General features: G+C 70.2%; 14 protein-coding genes. 11 read left to right on the top strand and 3 right to left on the bottom strand.

Annotated features, from left to right (window positions below; genetic code table 11):
- Nucleotides 1–21: 21 nt before the first annotated feature.
- Nucleotides 22–1572, bottom strand: a complete 1551-nt coding sequence (locus tag D7V97_RS22945; RefSeq protein ID WP_120612794.1) for a pyridoxal phosphate-dependent aminotransferase family protein — start codon at nucleotides 1570–1572, stop codon at nucleotides 22–24.
- A 426-nt stretch (nucleotides 1573–1998) separates the two neighbouring features.
- On the opposite strand from D7V97_RS22945, the gene D7V97_RS22940 reads away from it, so the two are divergent.
- The 6 genes from D7V97_RS22940 to D7V97_RS22915 all read left to right on the top strand — a co-directional run bounded on the left by D7V97_RS22940 (nucleotide 1999) and on the right by D7V97_RS22915 (nucleotide 10465).
- The gene (locus D7V97_RS22940) at nucleotides 1999–4479 is read left to right on the top strand and encodes an RND family transporter (protein WP_233583107.1); all 2481 of its coding nucleotides are present in this window, start codon (nucleotides 1999–2001) and stop codon (nucleotides 4477–4479) included.
- Nucleotides 4476–5456 (top strand): phosphatase PAP2 family protein, encoded by a 981-nt coding sequence (locus tag D7V97_RS22935; RefSeq protein ID WP_233583103.1) that lies wholly within the window; start codon nucleotides 4476–4478, stop codon nucleotides 5454–5456. The genes D7V97_RS22940 and D7V97_RS22935 overlap by 4 nt, the downstream gene beginning before the upstream one ends.
- Nucleotides 5457–5524: 68 nt before the next feature.
- Entirely contained in the window at nucleotides 5525–6724 is a 1200-nt protein-coding gene (locus D7V97_RS22930) for an aminotransferase class I/II-fold pyridoxal phosphate-dependent enzyme (RefSeq protein WP_120612793.1), read from the top strand.
- Nucleotides 6725–6766: 42 nt separating this feature from the next.
- Nucleotides 6767–7492, top strand: a complete 726-nt coding sequence (locus tag D7V97_RS22925) for a class I SAM-dependent methyltransferase (RefSeq protein WP_120612792.1) — start codon at nucleotides 6767–6769, stop codon at nucleotides 7490–7492.
- 33 nt (nucleotides 7493–7525) lie between these two features.
- The gene (locus D7V97_RS22920; RefSeq protein WP_120612791.1) at nucleotides 7526–8500 is read left to right on the top strand and encodes a hydroxymethylglutaryl-CoA lyase; all 975 of its coding nucleotides are present in this window, start codon (nucleotides 7526–7528) and stop codon (nucleotides 8498–8500) included.
- 78 nt (nucleotides 8501–8578) lie between these two features.
- The gene (locus D7V97_RS22915; protein ID WP_120612790.1) at nucleotides 8579–10465 is read left to right on the top strand and encodes a hypothetical protein; all 1887 of its coding nucleotides are present in this window, start codon (nucleotides 8579–8581) and stop codon (nucleotides 10463–10465) included.
- An 18-nt stretch (nucleotides 10466–10483) separates the two neighbouring features.
- Here D7V97_RS22915 and D7V97_RS22910 read toward each other — a convergent pair whose 3' ends face one another.
- Nucleotides 10484–12439 carry a TIM44-like domain-containing protein gene (locus D7V97_RS22910; protein ID WP_120612789.1) on the bottom strand — a complete coding sequence of 652 codons (1956 nt, stop codon included), beginning with the start codon at nucleotides 12437–12439 and terminating at the stop codon, nucleotides 10484–10486.
- A 104-nt stretch (nucleotides 12440–12543) separates the two neighbouring features.
- Between D7V97_RS22910 and D7V97_RS22905 the strand changes: the two genes are divergently transcribed.
- A complete protein-coding gene (locus D7V97_RS22905) occupies nucleotides 12544–13320 on the top strand; it encodes an enoyl-CoA hydratase-related protein (protein ID WP_120612788.1) in 777 nt (258 codons plus the stop codon).
- An 81-nt stretch (nucleotides 13321–13401) separates the two neighbouring features.
- Here the strand turns inward: D7V97_RS22905 and D7V97_RS22900 are convergent, their stop codons facing one another.
- Nucleotides 13402–13782, bottom strand: coding sequence for a YtxH domain-containing protein (locus D7V97_RS22900; RefSeq protein WP_120612787.1), 381 nt, complete (start codon nucleotides 13780–13782; stop codon nucleotides 13402–13404).
- Nucleotides 13783–13995: 213 nt separating this feature from the next.
- On the opposite strand from D7V97_RS22900, the gene D7V97_RS22895 reads away from it, so the two are divergent.
- Genes D7V97_RS22895 through rnc form a run of 4 tightly spaced genes read left to right on the top strand, consistent with a single transcriptional unit; the run spans nucleotide 13996 to nucleotide 18392 of the window.
- Nucleotides 13996–15525, top strand: a complete 1530-nt coding sequence (locus D7V97_RS22895) for an acyl-CoA carboxylase subunit beta (protein ID WP_120612786.1) — start codon at nucleotides 13996–13998, stop codon at nucleotides 15523–15525.
- Nucleotides 15526–15559: 34 nt separating this feature from the next.
- Nucleotides 15560–16705 carry an acyl-CoA dehydrogenase family protein gene (locus D7V97_RS22890; protein WP_120612785.1) on the top strand — a complete coding sequence of 382 codons (1146 nt, stop codon included), beginning with the start codon at nucleotides 15560–15562 and terminating at the stop codon, nucleotides 16703–16705.
- Nucleotides 16705–17565, top strand: a complete 861-nt coding sequence (locus D7V97_RS22885) for a hypothetical protein (protein ID WP_199728902.1) — start codon at nucleotides 16705–16707, stop codon at nucleotides 17563–17565. Before D7V97_RS22890 ends, D7V97_RS22885 begins: the two co-directional genes overlap by 1 nt.
- Before the next feature lie 14 nt (nucleotides 17566–17579).
- Nucleotides 17580–18392: a ribonuclease III gene (gene rnc / locus D7V97_RS22880; protein WP_233583105.1), complete on the top strand. Its 813-nt coding sequence runs from the start codon at nucleotides 17580–17582 to the stop codon at nucleotides 18390–18392.
- Nucleotides 18393–18418 lie beyond the last annotated feature (26 nt).

Below are 18418 nucleotides of genomic sequence, written 5' to 3'. Positions count from 1 at the left end.
GGGGTGGGCCATGGGGGAGGCTCAGTTCCTTTCGGCCGGGTTGCCTTCGGAGCCGTCGCCGTTGCGCATGAACAGGTGGGCGCCCTTCTCCAGCAGCAGGCCCCCCAGTTCGCTGCGCTTCTCCCACAGCTTCTTGGGCGCGCCGCCCAGCCGCCGCAGGTCCTCCGGCTGCAGGTTCGCCGCGCGCCAGGTGAGCTGCTCCACCGCGTCGAAGAACTTGCCCGCCATCTCGCGCGACGACATGCGCGACAGCTGCTCCAGCGAGAAGCCCTTGTCCGCGAGCAGGCCCGCGGAGCCCGCGGCCCACGTCTCGCTCGCCTTGTTGCCGCGCACCCCGCTGCCCGGCCGGGCAATCTGCACCGGCTCGTACACCGTGGGGCGCGTCTCCGGGATGACGTTCAGCTTGCGGCCGATCTTCTCGAAGGTGTCCAGCACCTGGTCCAGCTGCGCGTCGGTGTGCGTGGCCATGTAGCTGGTCCGGATGAGCGCGTGGCCCGCCTCCACCGCCGGGGGAATCACGGGGTTCGCGAACACGCCCGCCTCGTGCAGCGCGCGCCAGAAGCGGAAGCACTTCACCTGGTCGCCGATGTGCACCGGCACCACCGGCGTCACCGACACGCCCGTGTCGAAGCCCATGGCGCGGAAGCCGTTGTGCATCTTCTCCGCGATGTCCAGGAGGCGCGCGCGGCGCTCCGGCTCCGCCTCGATGATCTCCGTCGCCTTGAGCGCCGCCGCGATGGACGCGGGCGTCATGGACGCGGAGAAGATGACCGAGCGGGCCTTGTGGCGGATGTAGTTGATGACGTCGAACGGACCCGCGAGCACGCCGCCCAGCGACGCGAAGCTCTTGGAGAACGTCCCCATCACGAGGTCCACGTCCTTCTCCAGGCCGAAGTACTCGGAGGTGCCCCGGCCGAGCGCGCCCAGCACGCCCATGGCGTGCGCGTCATCCGTCATCACGCGGGCGTTGTAGTGCTTCGCCAGCTCCACGATGCGGGGCAGGTTGCAGACGTCGCCCTCCATGGAGAACACGCCGTCCGTGACGACGATCTTCCCCGCGCCCGCGTCCGCGGCGGCCAGCAGCTGCTCCAGGTGATCCATGTCGTTGTGGCGGAACTTGCGCTCCGTCGCGAACGACAGGCGCACGCCGTCCACCAGCGAGGCGTGGTTCTGCCGGTCGCTGAAGACGATGTCGTGCCGGCCCAGGATGGACGCGAGCGCCAGGTTCGTCTGGAACCCGGTGGAGATGACGATGGCCGCCTCGCGGTTGAGGAACTTCGCCAGCCGCGCCTCCAGCTCCTCGTGCAGCGCGAGCGTGCCGTTGAGCAGGCGCGACCCCGAGCACGTGGTGCCGAACTTCTCCGTGGCCTTGATGGCCGCTTCCTTCACGCGCGGATCCGCCGACAGGCCCAGGTAGTTGTTCGAACCCACCATGATGACCCGGCGTCCCTCGATCTCCACCTCCGTAGCGCCATGCGACGCTTCGATCGCCCGGAAGTACGGATACAGGCCCGTGGCCTTGGCGATGCGGTAGTCCTTCCAGGTACGGCACTTGTCGAACACGTCGCTCATGGTGGTCTTTCTTACGCGTCGGGGGGTGATCCGAGCCGCTCTCCACATGCAGGGCTCGTTCCGTCTTTGGACCGCCCGGCGCGCGCGCTCACCCAGGGAACGACGCGTGGGGGTGAATAAAGAGGGAAATCCACACTGTCAAGGCGGGGACGGTTCCCATGCTCGCCACCCGGGGCGTCCGTGTCAGGGCGCGCCTTGACAGCCAGGGCCCAACGGTGGCACGCCGCGCCTCCGGAATCCTGTTGACCGGTGGATGCTTCAACCCCGCGTGCACACACGGGTTCACACGGGGAATGGGTTCCCGCAGGCCAACTGTTTCGGGGCCTGGACTGTGGCCGGATTATTGCTTTGCCGGCTGGCATCAGAGGAGTGACGGTGTCCCAGGCGCGACGACAGCGGTGGTTCGAAGGCTTCATCCGGACGGCGATGTCGCGGCCCTGGCAGGTGCTGCTCGTCGTGGGGCTCATCACCGTCGCCGCGGGGCTCTTCGCGTCCCGGTTGGAGTTCCGGGGCTCCTTCGTCGAACTCCTCCCGGAGGGTGCCCCAGAGGTCCGGGATCTGACACGCGTGTCAGAGAAGGCGGGGGGGGACGGGTACCTCGTCGTCATGGCGAAGGGTGGAACACCGGAGGCGCTGAAGAACTACGCCACCGAATATCAGCGCCGGCTGGAGGCCCTCCCGGAGGTCCGCTACGTCGAGCACCACTATGACGTGGCCTTCTTCCGCCGCCACGGCCTGCTGCTCCTGCCCACCGACAAGGTCGCCGCGCTCCGCAAGGATTTGGAGGCCCGGGTCCGCTACGAGAAGGAGCGCGCGAGCCCCCTGTTCGTGGACCTGGGCGCGGAAGAGGCGCCGCCCTCCTTCGAGGAGATCGCCCGGAAGCACACGCCCGCCACGGCGCTGCCGGAGACGCTGGCCAACAGCGAGGGCACCGAGGTCTACCTGATGATCAAGCCGTCGGGGATGGCGGGGGACCTGGACTTCGCGCGGCGCTTCGTGGCGACGGCGCTGGACACCGGCCGCAAGCTCGCCCAGGAGCGCTACCCCGGGGTGACGCTGGAGGCGACGGGCAACTTCCAGAGCCGCATCGAAGAGGACGCGGTGATGCGCAGGGACCTGTCCAACGCGGGCGGCCTGTCCGCGCTGATCGCCATCGGGCTCATCCTGCTGGCGACGCGGCGGGTGTCGGCGCTGGCGGTGGTGGGCGTGCCGGTGGTGGTGGGGCTGGTGCTGACGTTCGCGTTCGCGCAGGGCGCCATCGGGCACCTCAACATCGTGACGGGCTTCCTCGTCGCCATCCTCATCGGCCTGGGCATCGAGTACGGCGTGCACCTGGCGATGCGCTACTGGGAGGAGCGGGAGCGGCACGGGGTGCGCGAGGCGCTGGAGGCGACGGTGCGCGGCACCTTCAGCGGGGCGCTCACGTCCGCGCTCACCAACGCGGCGGCGTTCTTCGTGCTGATGCTGGCGCAGTTCCACGCCTTCCAGCAGTTCGGCCTGCTCGCGGGCCTGGGCGTGCTGATGGCGGTGCTGTCCGCGTACGCGCTGGGCCCGTCGCTGCTCGCCATCGCGGAGCGCCTGCGCCCCTTCCGGCGGGAGTCGGCGGAGGCTGGCGCTCCCGCGGCTTCGGCGACGCCTGTGGCTCCGGCGGCTCCGGTGGCTCGGGAGAAGGAGTGGCGCCGCTGGCCCACCGGGCTCATCACGGCGGTGGCGCTGCTGGTGGTGGGCTTCGCGGCGTACTCGGTGCGCATCGCGCCGCGGCTGGGCTTCGAGACGAACCTTCGCAACCTGAAGGGTGACTCCCCGTCGTCGCGGCTGGACGACCACATCACGGAGCAGATCGGCGCGCCGCTCAACCCGGCCATCCTCGCGGTGGACTCGCTGGCGCAGGTGCGTGAGGTGGAGGCCGTCATCGCCCGGGTGAAGGCGAAGAACGGCGCGGACTCCGTGTTCCTGCGCACCGCGTCCCTGAGCGACCTGGTGCCTTCGGACTCGGCGGGGCATGCCGCGGAGCTGGGCCGCATCCGCGCGCTGCTGGACGGGCTGCCGAAGTCCGCGCAGGCGGATGCGCGCGTGCAGGACCTGCGGACGCTGGTGGACGCGAAGCCCTACGGGTTGGAGCAGGTGCCGGTGGAGGCGCGCCGCCGGTTCGAGGCGCTGGACGGCAAGGGGATGTTCCTCCTGCTGTTCCCGTCCGTGTCCAACTACGACACGCAGGATCTGCACCGCTGGGCCGCGCAGCTGGACGAAGTGGTGGCCGGGGCGAAGGAGAAGGGCATCGACCTGGCGGTGCTGGACAGCAACCGCATCGCGGCGCGCATCTTCTCCCTGGTCCGGGGGGACGGCCCGTTCATCCTCTGGTCCGCGGCGGCGGTGGTGTTCCTCGTCATCCTGGCCAGCCTTCGCAGCTTCAAGCGCGCGCTGCTGGTGGCGGGCCCGCTGTTCCTGGGAATGACCTGCCTGGCGGGAGGGATGTACCTCTTCGACGTGCAGCTCAACTTCATCAACGCGGTGGTGCTGCCCAACCTGCTCGCCATCGCGGTGGACAACTCGGTGCACCTGTTCCACCGGTACGAGGAGGAGGGCCCCGGGTCGCTGGGCCGCGTGGTGCGCAACACGGGCTTCGCGGCGGTCGTGGCCACGCTGTCCAACGCGGCGGGGTACGGAGCGCTGCTGGTGGCGAACCACCAGGGCCTGCGGAGCATCGGTCAGATTGCGCTGCTGGGGGTCGTGTGCACCTTCCTGGGGACGACGGTGTTCTTCCCGGCCATGCTGGCGCTGCTGGAGCGGTGGAAGGGGCGGCGGTCCGCGGTGGCGCCTGAAGCGGGCGCGGTGGTGCGGAGCCTCAATCTCGGGGGGGCCGGCGAGCTGCCGGCCGAGTCGCCGGGGGAGCGCAAATCGGCGTGAACATCTGGTCTTTCAGCCAGGGCCGCGTGCGGCCCGTCGTCCACGGTCAATCCGAGGAGGCGCTCGTGCGCTTCCGGCAGGTGGACGTGGTCCTCATGGCCGCCTGCTCGGTGGCGGCGCTGGTGTGCGTGGGCCCGGCCCGCTGGGCACCGCATGCCACCCGCAGCGCGTGCCTGTTCGGCCTGATGGCGCTGGGCGTGGCGCTCCTGCGCATCCTGGAGGCGCGCTTCCCGCGCCAGCCGCTCATCGCCATCGCGGCGGACTTCTGGCTCTTGCCGGTGTCCGCCCTGTCGCACGGCTGGCTGGGTCCCATCGTGGACTGGATGAACCCGCTGGTGAAGGACGCCCAGCTCATCGCGGTGGATGAGCGCCTCTTCGGCTTCCAGGCGTCGGTGTCGCTGTCGCACGCGGTGCCGCCGTGGGCCAACGACGTGCTGATGCTCTGCTACTACGGCCACTTCGCCTGGCCGCTGCTCCTGGGCATCTTCCTGTACGCGCGCGGCCGGGGCCCCACGCCGGGCTTCGACGAGTACCTGCTGGGGCTGGGCCTGCTCTTGAGCTTCAACTACGCGGCCTACTCGCTGGTGCCCGCGGTGGGCCCGCGCTACTTCCTCATCGGCTCCTTCGACGCGCCCCTGCGCGGGTGGTTGCTCACGCCGCTGCTGGAGTCGATGATGCGCTCGCCGGTGTACACCCGGGACTGCTTCCCCTCCGGGCACACCGGGGTGGCGCTGGTGGTGCTCATCTACGCGTTCCGGTTCGCGCGGCGCTTCTTCTGGGTGATGCTGTTCCCCGGCCTGGGCCTCATCTTCGCGACCCTGGCGGGGCGCTTCCACTACACCATCGACCTGGTGTGCGCGGTGCCGCTGGTGATGGTGGTGACGGGGCTGGCCCTGGCGCTGTCCCGGGCCGCCCGGCAACGCGCGGTGGAACAGGGCGCGCGTTCCGTGCCCGTGGACGCTATCGTCCGGCCCTGAACCGCCAGCCGGTCGCCCCACGGCCGGGGTGGACTCGGGCTGGCGCCTTTCCAGAGGCCCGCCCCCCCATGTCCTCCCGGCCCGTGCTCTCGCAACGCGTCTCCCGCTTCGGCACCACCGTCTTCTCCGAGTTCAGCGCCCTGGCGCTCAAGCACCAGGCCGTGAACCTGGGGCAGGGGTTCCCCGACTTCGACGGGCCGGACGCCATCAAGGAAGCGGCGTGGAAGGCCATCCAGGGCGGCGTCAACCAGTACGCCCCCGGCGTGGGCGCCAGAGACTTGCGCGTCGCCATCGCGGAGCACTCGCAGCGCTTCTACGGCCACGCCGTGGATCCGGACACCATGGTGTCCGTCACCAGCGGCGCCACGGAGGCCATCCTCGACGTCATCCTGGGGCTCGTGGATCCGGGCGACGAGGTGGTGGCCTTCGAGCCGTTCTACGACTCCTACGACGCCAACATCGCCTTCGTGGGCGCGACGCCTCGCTACGTGCCCCTGCGTCCGCCGGACGCGGCGCACGCGACGTGGTGGTTCGACCGCGACGAAGTGAAGGCGGCCATCGGTCCGCGCACGCGGCTGCTCATCCTCAACTCGCCCCACAACCCCACGGGCAAGGTGTTCACCCGCGAGGAGCTGGAGTTCCTGGGCAACCTCTGCGCCGAGTTCGACGTGAAGGTGCTCGCGGATGAAGTGTACGAGCACATCGTCTTCGGCCCCGCGCGCCACATCCGCGCCGCGACGGTGCCGGTGCTCGCGGACCGCACGGTGACGGTGAGCAGCGCGGGCAAGTCGTTCAGCCTCACCGGGTGGAAGATCGGCTGGATCATCGCGCCGCCGCCGCTGCGGGACGCCGTGCAGCGCGCACACCAGTTCGTCACCTTCGCCACCGCGTCGCCGTTCCAGGCCGCCATGGCCGTGGCGATGCGGCTGCCGGACAGCTACTTCCAGGGGCTCACGGCGCTCTACACGGAGAAGCGCGAGCGGCTGCTCACGGGGCTGCGCGCGGCGGGCCTCAAGGTGTACTCGCCCGAGGGCAGCTACTTCATCCTCGCGGACATCGCGGGCTACGGCTTCGCGGACGACGTGGCCTTCTGCCGGCACCTCGTGACGGAGGTGGGCGTGGCCGCCATCCCGCCCAGCGTCTTCTACGGCCCCGAGCACCGGCACCTGGGCCAGGGCTTCGCGCGCTTCGCCTTCTGCAAGACGGAGGGCGTGCTGGACGAAGCCTCGCGCCGGCTGGGCGCGAAGCTGCCCGCGCTGAAGCGCTGATCCGCCGGAGCATCGAAGTCTTGAGGTCATGGAGCCCGGGCCGTGGACGACTTCTTCGGGGAGCTGTACCTGCGCAGCACGCTGCCGTTCCTCTCCGAGGCGGTGACGGCCCGGGAAGTGGACTACCTGTCCCGGGCGTTCGCGCAGGTGGGCGGCCCGGTGGTGGATCTGGGCTGTGGCCACGGCCGGCACGCGGCGCGGCTCAACGCGGAGGGAGCGCTCGCCGGACGGGTGGTGGGCCTGGAGCGGGATGCGCTTTCCATTCGCCTGCGCCGCCCCGGCTTCCCGGTGGTGCGGGGTGACCTGCGGGCGCTGCCCTTCCAGGCCGGGGCGCTGGGGGGCGCGTACGCCTGGTATTCGACACTCTTCGCCTTCAGCGACGCGGAGCACGTCCAGATCCTGCGCGAGGTGGCGCGGGTCCTGCGGCCCGGCGGAAGGCTCGTGTTCCAGACGGTGCCATACGAGCGGCTGGCACGATCCCCGGGCGCCGCCTTCCGCGAGCGGTTACCGGATGGGAGTCTCCTGGAGGAGGAGAGCCGCTTCGACGCGACGCGTGGAAGGGACGTGGGGCAGCGTCAATTGACGCTGCCGGATGGGCGCGTGCTGCGGGCGGCGTACGCCATTCGTTACTATCCTCTTGCGGAACTGGAACGGCTGTTGGAAAGCACGGGCTTTTCGACGACGTGGGTGCACGGAGGCCTGGAGGGTGGGCCGATGACACCCGAGTCGACCGACCTCATCGTGGGAGCAGGGCTGCGGCGGGACTGAAGCTTCCCGCGTGACGGCCCGGGACACGTCCAAGTGGATCCGAAAGAACCAGCGCGAACGCGGGTCGGCCTGCTGGGGCATCTGCCCCGCAAGGTCGACGTGTACGAGGTCGGCCCCCGCGACGGCCTGCAGAACGAGCTGCGCACGCTGCCCACCCGGGACAAGGCGCGGCTGATCAACGCCCTCGTCGCGGCGGGGGAGAAGCGCATCGAGGTGACGTCGTTCGTGTCGCCCAAGTGGATCCCCCAGCTCGCGGACGCGGAGGAATTGCTCAAGCAGGTGGGCCGCCGTCTGGGGGTCGTCTTCTCCGCGCTGGTGCCCAACCTGAAGGGCCTGGAGCGCGCGCAGGCGGCGGGCCTGGAGGAGGCCGCGGTGTTCATCTCCGCGTCGGAGGCCCACTCCAAGAAGAACATCAACAAGACCATCGCGGAGGCCCTGGCCGGGGCGAAGGAAGTCACCGGCGCCGCCCGCAAGGCCGGCATGCGCGTGCGCGGCTACCTGTCCACCGTGTGGGGCTGCCCCTACGAGGGCCACGTCCCGGTGGAGCGCGTGGTGGACATCTGCCGCCAGCTGGTGGACGCGGGCATCTACCAGCTCAGCCTGGGCGACACGATTGGCGTGGGCACGCCCCGGCAGACGGAGGAGATCCTCTCCGCGCTCCTGCAGCACATGCCGGTGGACACCCTGGCCCTGCACCTGCACGACACGCGCGGCACCGCGCTCGCCAACGCGCTCGTCGGCCTGTCCGCGGGCGTCACCACGTTCGATGCGAGCATCGGCGGGCTGGGCGGCTGCCCCTACGCCCCCGGGGCCGCGGGCAACCTGGCCTCCGAGGACGCCGTGTTCATGTTCCACGGCATGGGCGTGGACACCGGCATCGACCTGGATCGGCTGGTGGAGGCCGGGGAGATCGCCCAGGAGCTCATCGGGCGAAAGCTCGCGGGCAAGTACCTCCAGGCGGCGCTGGGCGAGCGGGACAAGAAGGCCTCGCGCCGCGCGCAGACCTGAGTCGCAGGGGACCGCCTTCGACGCCGGGGTGACGGGTGGCCTATGGTTCCAGGGCCCCCGTAAAATTCCAAGGCGTCCATGGCCGTCACCGACGAGCTGCTGAACTGCGACCTCTGCATCCTGGCGTACCAGCTCTACCACCAGTCGGTGCTCTGGCCCCTGGACCCCTGGTACGAAGTGCTCGCGCGGGGCGCCACCAACAGGCGCACGCGCTTCATGGAGAAGACGCACGCGTATGCCCGCGGCCTGGGGCGCGCTGGCGGTGACCTCTACGCGGGCCCGGCCTGCGTGGGAGGGCAGGGCGACTCCAACGCGACGCTCGACCCCGTCCTCACCAACTTCTCGCAGCTGCGGCCGCGCGACCCCGCGTTCACGGGCGACGGCGCGGTGTTCATCGCGCTCCAGGCCCCGGCCTACCTCGTCAACACGATCTCGCGAGTGAGCGCGTGCACGTACACGTCCGCGTGGCGGAGCGCGTGGCCTCATGCGCAGACGGTCCTCACGCCGCTGGTGGAGGAGGGCGGAGGCCAGGACGAGCTCATCGCCTTCGAGGGCGGCACCGGATCATTCAAGGACAGCGCGGCCGCGTGGAGCCCGATGGGCTTCGTCCTCAAGCGCACGCGCGACGACGGGACGTACGACGCGCACATCGTCTTCCGGGGCAGCCGCAGCGGCAACGCGGTGCGGGCGCTGCTGGGCGGCCGGGACGGCTACTTCAACGGCCCCACGGGCAACGCGGACTGGGTCACCGACATGGCCAGCGGGCTCCAGCGCGATGCCTACGTGGGCGGCGACGGGACCGTGGCGGTGGGCTTCGCCGCGGCGCTGAAGCGCTGCATGGGCACCCTGCAGGCCGCGCTGCGCGAGCTGAACCGCAAGTACGGCGCGCCCCAGACGATCCAGGTCTCCGGCCACAGCCTGGGCGCGGCGCTGGCCTCGCTCTGCATCGGCGCGCTCACCTCGGGGACCCCGGGCGTGGAGCTGCGCAAGGCGCTGCCCGGTTGGAGAGGGGCGCTGGACGCCGTGCAGGGCTACCTCCTCGCGCTGCCTCCGGTGGGCAACAAGGACTACTGCACCGGGTACAACGGGAACGCGGCGGGCCGGGTGGTGGCCCCGTACGTCGCGGGCGATCCCGTGGTGGAGTGCTCCAAGAGCGTCAGCTTCGGCGACACCGGGGCCGCGGGTTGGGCGGGCGCGCGCCTGGGCTCCGGCGGCTACACCCCCGGCACGCTCGAGCGCCTGCCGCGTCCCATGGGCGCGAAGTCCGGCGAGAACTCCCATGAGATCTACCTCATCCGCGCGGCCCTCGTGGGCAAGGCGCAGAGGGCCCAGGTCGCGCTCGCGGAGGACATGCGGAACGCGACGCCGTGGGCCACCTACGTGAGCTTCGCGGACATGCTCGATGGCAGGCCCGTGTCGTACGCCGCGGGAGGCGCCGTGAGCATCGTCACCCGCGACAACCTGCGCCGCGTGCTGACGAACTACCGCTTCGCCCGGCACTTCGAGGCCTTCCTCGACATGCTCAAGAGCGCGGTGGCCGACCCCAAGGGCTACCGGGGCTACCACCAGGACGCGACCTACCAGCTCGCGGGCGAGCGCGTGCTGGTGGCGCTGGAGATGTGCGGGAACATCGACAGCGACAACCGCGACGTCATCGTGGACACGGTGGGCACCCAGGTGGCGGCGCTGCTCGGCTACGCGGTGAAGAAGGAGTACGTGCGCCAGGGCTGGAAGGTGCGCAAGCAGCCCGTGGCCGACGGCGACGGCGTCGCGCTGACGGCGGACGCGCTGCTGGGGCAGGACTTCAACACCCGCATCGGCCTGGGCCTCATCCTGCGCGCGCTCGAAGAGAAGGAGAACACGCGCCTGGCGGACTACGAGAAGACGCCGGAGCTCAAGCTGTGCCTGGAGGTGGCCCTCCCGGATGTCTCCGGCGCGCAGTCGAAGCAGGCGAAGCTGGGCTGAGCCCCGCCTACGCTTCGCCTAGTTGTCTCCCAGCATCGCCGGCAGCCGGGCTTCGAGGCCCAGGTGCTGGGCGGCGATCTGCAGCATCTTCCGCTCCTTGCGGTCGATGCGGCCGTCCACCAGCGCCATCTCCACGATGTGGCGCAGGAACACCTCCGCCTCCGGGCTGCCGCGCGGCACCAGCCGCTCGAAGAGCTGGGGGCCCGCGTTGAGCGCCATCTCCACGTTGGGCCACGCCACGCTCCAGCGCTCCGCGCACAGCTTGAGCAGGCGGCGCTCCGCGTTGGACACCTCGCCGTCCGCGGCGGCGATGGACGCCATCATGTAGAGCAGCCGCTCGCGCTCCTTCACGTCCGTCATCACCCGGTCGCCCTCCACCGGGGCCACCACGGCGCCGCGCTCCTCCTCGCGCGCCTGCCGGTGCCGGGCCGCGGCGACGGAGTGTCGCTGCGCGTGCTGCACGTTCCAGGACTCGAAGGGGAGGGCGGACGCGAGCACCCAGTCGCGCTCGCCGTTGCCCAGCACCGTGCCGCAGAACTCGCAGGTGTTGGCGGCGCTGTCCGTGAGGGGCGCGTTGCACTGCGGGCAGCGGTCCGTGGCCATGCCCGTGTCCGTGTTCGTCTGCGCGCCATGGCGGCGCACCAGCGTGAACACCCAGCGCTGGGGCACGGTGGGGAGGCTGGGGGGCCGCTGGTTCGCGGGCCCCACGCCCATGCGGGCGCTCCAGCGGATCTCCACCTGGGCTTCGTCGAAGGACTCCGGGTGCACCTCCAGCGCGCGCACGTCCACCGCGCCCACCGCGCACTCCAGGAAGACGCGGCGGCGGTCGCGCTTGGACAGCTCCGTCAGCTCCCCCTCCAGCCGGGTGATGACATCCGCGTTCGCGACCTTGGACAGGCGCTTCGTCTCATTGCGGCTCTGCGCGTCGATCCACTTCCAGAACACCAGCGACGCGCGGTCCTCCAGCATCTCCAGGTTCAACGCCGGGTCGTCCGCGCGAGCCTGCATGAGGCCGTCCACCTGCTTGTGGTGGCGCACGTGCTCCACGCCCTGGGTGATCTCCGAGAGCGTCCAGTCGTAGTTGCCGGAGTTCACCACCGCGTTGCAGAACTCGCAGGTGTTGGACGCGCCGCCCTTGTAGGGCGCGCCGCAGTGGGGGCACTTGCCCTGGAACAGGTCCTCGCCGATGCGCGTCTGCGCGCCGGGCTTGCGAACGAAGGTCCACACCTCCGTGAAGGACTCCGCAGCCACCTTCTTCGCGGCGGCCATGGCCTGTGCGTCCGTCTGATCCGCGGGCACGTCCGTGTCGCGGATGCTGGCGCGCACGCGCACGTGGATGCTGTCGTACCAGGCCGTCTGGTGCAGCCCGATGAGCTGCACGTCCTGCACGGTCATGTCCGCCAGCGCGTCGCGCACGCCCTGCGCCTTCATGAGCTGCAGCTGCACGTTGAAGCGCTGCCACGTCGCGTCCGACAGGAAGGGGCGCACCGGCGTCATGTCGCGGCGGAACCACGACTTCTGCAGCTCGAGGAAGAGCCAGCGCACCTTGTCCAGCGTGGGCTGCAGTTCGAACGAGGGGTCCTTGAGCTTGAGCGCGTTGACCCAACCCTGCACGTCGCGGCCGGACACCTCCGTGCGCACCTCCGCCTCGCGCTGATCGAACGCGCGTTGGGTGGTGGCGGTGGGGTGCAGGTTGCGCTTGTAGAACCAGTAGAGGCCACCGCCGATGAGGAGCAGGGGGAGGGAGACCTTCGGGTACAGGAAGATCATCCGGATCAGGTCGAAGATCAGCCAGAGGGGCAGGCCGTCGCCCCCTCCGCCTCCGCCCCCCCGGTCGCGGCCGGATGTGTAGTGCTCGCCGCCACCGCCGCGCGCCAGGGCCACCAGCGGCAGGGCCAGCACGAGCAGGGTGGAGACGGTGAAGAGACCCGGCAGCCACCGCCACGGGCGTTTCGTCGGAGGGCACGAAGGCATGGGCGAAATCCTATCCGTTTACGGCTTGCCAGACTGGAGAACCGGTCGCAGGCTGCGCGCCATTCACGCGGGTCGCCAGGCGCGGCCCGCCACGGGGAGCGAAGATGCCGGAGTTCAAGGTCGACGCCCGGGGCGCCATCGAGATCTGGACCATCGACGGGGAGAGCCGCCGCAACGCCATCAGCCGCGCGATGCTCCAGGAACTGGGCCAGCTGGTGGCCCGCGTCTCCTCCAGCCGCGACGTGCGCGCCGTCATCATCACCGGCGCGGGCGACAAGGCCTTCTGCGCGGGCGCGGACTTGAAGGAGCGCACCGGCATGGCGGAAGAAGAAGTGCGCGCCTTCCTCAACGGGCTGCGCCTCGCCTTCCGCGCCATCGAGAAGAGCGACTGCATCTTCATCGCCGCCATCAACGGCGCGGCCTTCGGCGGAGGCACGGAGCTGGCCCTGGCGTGCGACCTGCGCGTCGCGTCGCCCGCCACGGAGCTGGGCCTCACGGAGGTCAAGCTGGGCATCATCCCCGGCGGCGGCGGCACACAGCGGCTGGCCCGGCTCATTGGCCCGGGGCGCGCGAAGGACCTCATCCTCACCGCCCGGCGCGTCAACGCGGCGGAGGCGTTCAGCATCGGGCTCGTGAACCGGCTGGCCCCGGAAGGGCACCTGCTGGAGGTCGCCTTCCAGCTCGCCGAGGCCGTCGTGGACAACGCGCCCGTGGCGGTGGCCACGGCGAAGCACGCCATCGACGAGGGCACGGGCCTGGAGCTGGACGACGCGCTCGCGCTGGAGCTCAAGAAGTACGAGGAGGTGCTCAAGACGGAGGACCGGTTGGAAGGACTCCGCGCCTTCGCGGAGAAGCGTCCTCCTGTCTATAAAGGCCGCTGAGCCCCACGAAAGCGACAGGGGCGGCAAGCCCGCGGTTGCCCGCGGACCTTCCGCCCCTGACGTCACGGCTTCACGGTGTGACTAGGCGCTCGCGGTCTTCTCGCCGCCGATGTTCACGCCCTGCTTGTTGATGTAGCCCATCGCCTTGTCCTTGACGGTGGTGCGCAGCTCGGTGCCCGGACGCGGCGCCAGCAGGAGCGCCACGATGCTGCCCGCGGCCGCGCCCAGCAGGAACGCGCCGATGCCGCCCAGGCCCGCGCTCGCCGGCTTGTACGTCGTCAATCCCACATACCGCAGCGCGTCGTCCGCGTCGAAGTTGTCCCAGGACTTCTGGGCCTTCTTCTTCGCCACGTCGGCGTACTCGGGGAGCTGGTCGAGCAGCTGGTGGGCCAGGAACTGACGGTACAGCTTGCTCTTGGCCAAAGCCTTCGCCTGCCACGTCGCCTTCTTCGCTCTGAACATGGGTCCCTCCTGGGCCGGATGATTCACGGGAAGGGGTGGCCCGCCTGGGTGCACCCCCCTCGTGCAACATCAAGGTAGGCAGGGAGGCCGTTGGCGCCATCCCCCGGAATGCAGCGCGCCGAGCCCTTGCGTCGTCCTCTGGACGGCTCGGCTGGTGGCTCCCACGGCAAGAAGGCAGCCAGGCCAGGGGGTTTTTGGTATGTCGCCCCGGCCATGTCCTACGACCAGAAGCTGCTCGAGACGATCGCCCAGGTGGAGAAGGGTGGCGCCCAGAAGTACCACGCCAAGAACGCCGAGGCGGGCAAGCTCTTCGCCCGCGAGCGCATCCACCTGCTCGTGGACGCGGACTCGTTCGTGGAGGACGGCAAGCTCGCCAACAACCTGGACGTGGACCTGCCCTCCGACGGCGTCATCACGGGCCTCGCGCGCATCGCGGGCCGCACCGTGGCCATCATGGCCAACGACTCCACGGTGAAGGCGGGCAGCTGGGGCGCGCGCACGGTGGAGAAGATCCTCCGCATCCAGGAGACGGCGAAGGCGTCGCGCTGTCCGCTGATGTACCTGGTGGACTCCGCAGGCGCGCGCATCACCGACCAGGTGGAGATGTTCCCTGGCCGCCGTGGCGCCGGCCGCATCTTCTACAACGAGGTGCACCTGTCCGGCGTGGTGCCGCAGATCTGCCTCCTCTTCGGCCCGTCCGCCGCTGGTGGCGCGTACATCCCCGCGTTCTGCGACCTGGTCATCATGGTGGACGGCAACGCGTCCATGTACCTGGGCAGCCCGCGCATGGCGGAGATGGTCATTGGCGAGAAGGTCACGCTGGAGGAGATGGGCGGCGCGAAGATGCACTGCTCCGTGTCCGGCGTGGGCGACGTGCTGGTGAAGACGGAGCAGGAGGCCATCGCCGCGGCGAAGCAGTACCTGGCGTACTTCCCGGAGAACTTCACCAAGCCGCCGCCGCGCGTGGAGGTGAAGGCCCCCAAGCACAGCGGCAAGCGCGTGGATGAGATCATCCCGCCGGATCAGAACAAGCCCTTCGACATGCATGCGCTCATCACGGAGCTCATCGATGAGGGGAGCTGGTTCGAGGTGAAGAAGCTCTTCGCACAAGAGATCATCACGGGCCTGGCGCGCATTGGCGGTCAGCCGGTGGGCATCGTGGCCAACCAGCCCAAGTACAAGGGTGGCGTGCTGTTCGTGGACAGCGCGGACAAGGCGGCCCGGTTCATCTGGCTGTGTGACGCGTTCAACATCCCGCTGCTCTACCTGGCGGACGTGCCGGGCTTCATGATCGGCACCAAGGTGGAGCGGGCGGGCATCATCCGCGCGGGCGCGAAGATGATCTCCGCGGTGTCCGAGGCCAGCGTGCCGCGCATCTGCGTGGTGGTGCGCAAGGCGTACGGCGCGGGCCTCTACGCCATGAGCGGCCCGGGCTTCGCCCCGGAGGCCACGCTGGCGCTGCCCCAGGCGATGATCGCCGTGATGGGCCCGGAGGCGGCGGTGAACGCCGTCTACTTCAACAAGATACAGGAGCTTCCGGAGGCCGAGCGGCCGGCCTTCGTCCAGAAGCTGCGCGACGAGTACAAGCAGGACGTGGACATCTACAAGCTGGCCAGCGAGCTCATCATCGACGCCGTCATCCCCGGCGATTCGCTGCGCGGCGAGCTGCTGCAGCGTTATGCGCTGTACGCCGAACGCTTCCAGCCCCGTGCGGAAAAGAAGCACGGTGTCTATCCCGTCTGAGCAGCCCCACCTGAGCTAGATTCCCGCCCCGACCATGGACTTCGACCTTCCCGACAGCCACCGCGCCCTCCAGGCCTCTCTCCGTGAATTCTGTGAACGCCGCGTGAAGCCGTACGCGCGCGACTGGGACCGGGACGAGAAGTTCCCCATGGAGGTCGTGAAGGAGCTGGGCCAGCTGGGCGTGCTGGGCATGCTCGTCTCCGAGGAGTACGGCGGCGCGGCCATGGACTCGCTCGCCGTGGCGGTGGCCGTGGAGGAGATCGCCCGCTACGACGGCTCGCTCGCCCTCACCGTGGCCAGCCACAACGGCCTGGGCACCAGCCACGTGCGCGTCTTCGGCAACAAGGCGCAGCACCAGCGCTACCTGCCCAAGCTCGCGTCCGGCGAGTGGCTGGGTGCGTGGGGCCTCACCGAGCCGGGATCCGGCTCCGACGCGTCCGGCATGCGCACCACCGCGGTCCGCAAGGGCAACAAGTGGGTGCTCAACGGCGCGAAGATGTTCATCACCCAGGGCACCGTGGGTGACGTGTTCGTGGTGCTCGCGCTCACGTCGCCGGAGAAGCGCCAGAAGGGCATCACCGCGTTCGTGCTGGAGAAGGGCGTGCCGGGCTTCAGCCAGCGCTCCATCCACGGGAAGCTGGGCATGCGCTCCTCCGACACCGCGGAGCTCATCCTGGAGAACGTGGAAGTGGGCGATGACGCCATCGTGGGCGAGGTGGACCGGGGCTTCATCGACACGCTGAAGATCCTCGACAAGGGCCGCATCACCATTGGCGCGCTGTCGGTGGGCCTGCTGCGCGGGGCGCTGGAGGAGTCGGTGGCGTACTCGAAGGACCGCACCGCCTTCGGTCAGCCCATCAGCGAGTTCCAGGGCCTGCGCTGGATGATGGCGGACATGAAGACGGAGCTGGAGGCGGCGCGCCTGCTGGTGCACCGCGCGGCGCGGCTCGCGGATGCGGGTCAGCCGTACTCGGAGGAGGCTTCCATGGCGAAGCTGTTCGCCTCCGAGGCGGCCACGCGCGGCTGCAACAAGGCCGTGCAGATCCACGGCGGCTACGGCTACACGCGCGAGTTCCCGGTGGAGCGCTACCTGCGGGACGCCAAGCTCTGTGAGATTGGCGAGGGCACGAGCGAGATCCAGCGCACCATCATCGCCCGCGAGACCTTCAAAGGGGCCTGATGGATACCGCTCGGCTGAGTGAGCTGGGACTCAAGGTGCGGGAGGAAGCCTCCGGCACCGAGGTGGTGTTGGACCTGGAGGCCGCGTCCCTGGTGAACCCCATCACCAAGGACTTCATCACCGACATCACCTTCCAGGTGATGGGCGACCGGCTCATCCCCATCGCGCCCGCGGCGGTGGTGGGCATGACGCCCATCCTGCTGAGCGCCATCGACGCGGCGGAGGAGATGCAGGTCCTCCTGCTGGACACCTTCAGCGACCACATCTTCCACCTGCAGCGCCGCTCGGAGGAGCTCCAGTTGCTGGGGCTGCCCGCGGACGTGGATCCGCAGTCGCTGGAGCTGTCCACCACCGTGAAGGAGGGCCACCTGTCCGTGCGGCTGGTGGCGGACCGGCAGGGCAACTTCCGCGTCGCGGAGGCCGTGCGCGGCGGTGAGGACCTGCCCACCGCGGCGGGCCACATCATCGAGCTGTCGGAGTTCCGCGAGCGCGCGGCGCTGACGGGCTACCTGGCGGCCCTCTTCGGAGAGCCCGTGGCCCGGGCGCCGGTGGTGGCGGGCGCGGGGCCGGTGCGCTTCGTGGAGATCGTGGAGAAGTTCGGTCCCCAGGCCCTGGTGCCGCCGCGCAGCAGCCTGGAGCTGCTGGCCCAGCTCCAGGTGGAGGGCAAGGCGTACCGCTTCGCCGCGGCGCGCATCGCCGGGCGCACGTTCCGGGGGCTGCTCGCGGGCACCCAGGGCAAGGTGTGGGCGGGCCGCTTCGAGCTGGACGAGTTCCCGGGCGTGGTGCGGATGGTGGCGGACCTGTTGAAGGTCGCTCCCGAGGCCGTGCGCCTCGTGGGCCCGGACGCACCCCAGGAGTGACACCCGTGGAGAAGATGACCCTGGTGGAGCGCGTGCAGGTGCTGGAGGAGCGCCTGGGCGTGGCGTTCTCCAAGCGAGACCTGGCGCTGGAGGCGCTGACGCACAAGACGTACGCCAACGAGAACCGCGACCAGAACCTCAAGGACAACCAGCGCCTGGAGTTCCTGGGCGACGCCGTCGTGGACCTCGCGGTCAGCCACCGGCTGATGGACCGCTGCCCCGGCGTGCCCGAGGGCGAGCTCACCAAGATGCGCGCCCGCATCGTCCATGAGGAGGGGCTGGCGCGCGTGGCCCGCACCCTGCGTCTGGGCGAGCTGCTGCTGCTGGGCCGGGGCGAGTCCCAGTCGGGCGGCCGGGACAAGAACTCCATCCTCGCGGACGCGCTGGAGGCGGTGCTGGGCGCCGTCTACATGAGTGGCGGCCTGGAGCCGGCCCTGGTGCTGGTGGACCGGTGCTTCGGGGACATGCTGGAGGAGGTGGCCTCCGGCGCGGGCCGCCTGGACTACAAGACGCTCCTCCAGGAGATGTCCCACGAGAAGCTCAAGCTGTCCCCGCGCTACCGGGTTGTGGCGGAGAGCGGGCCGGAGCACTCGAAGGTGTTCGAGGTGGAGGTGTGTATCGGGGAGGGCGTGTACGCCCGGGCCACCGGCCGCAACAAGAAGGAGGCCGAGCAGTCCGCCGCGCGCACCACCCTGGAGCGCCTCAAGTCCGCGCCCGCCGCGGCCCCGGACCCGGTGACGGACGTCGTGCTGACAGCCGAGGCCACGGCCCCAGAGCCGGTGACACAGGTGACCCCAGGGGTTTCACCGGACGACCCTCCGGCGTGAAAGCCCTTGGAGGGGGAGGGGGGTGG

The sequence above is a fragment of the Corallococcus sp. CA053C genome (assembly GCF_003611675.1).
Taxonomy (GTDB): Bacteria; Myxococcota; Myxococcia; order Myxococcales; family Myxococcaceae; genus Corallococcus.
Note: the sequence above shows the minus strand (reverse complement) of the source record. Positions and strands in the feature narration are given on the sequence as shown.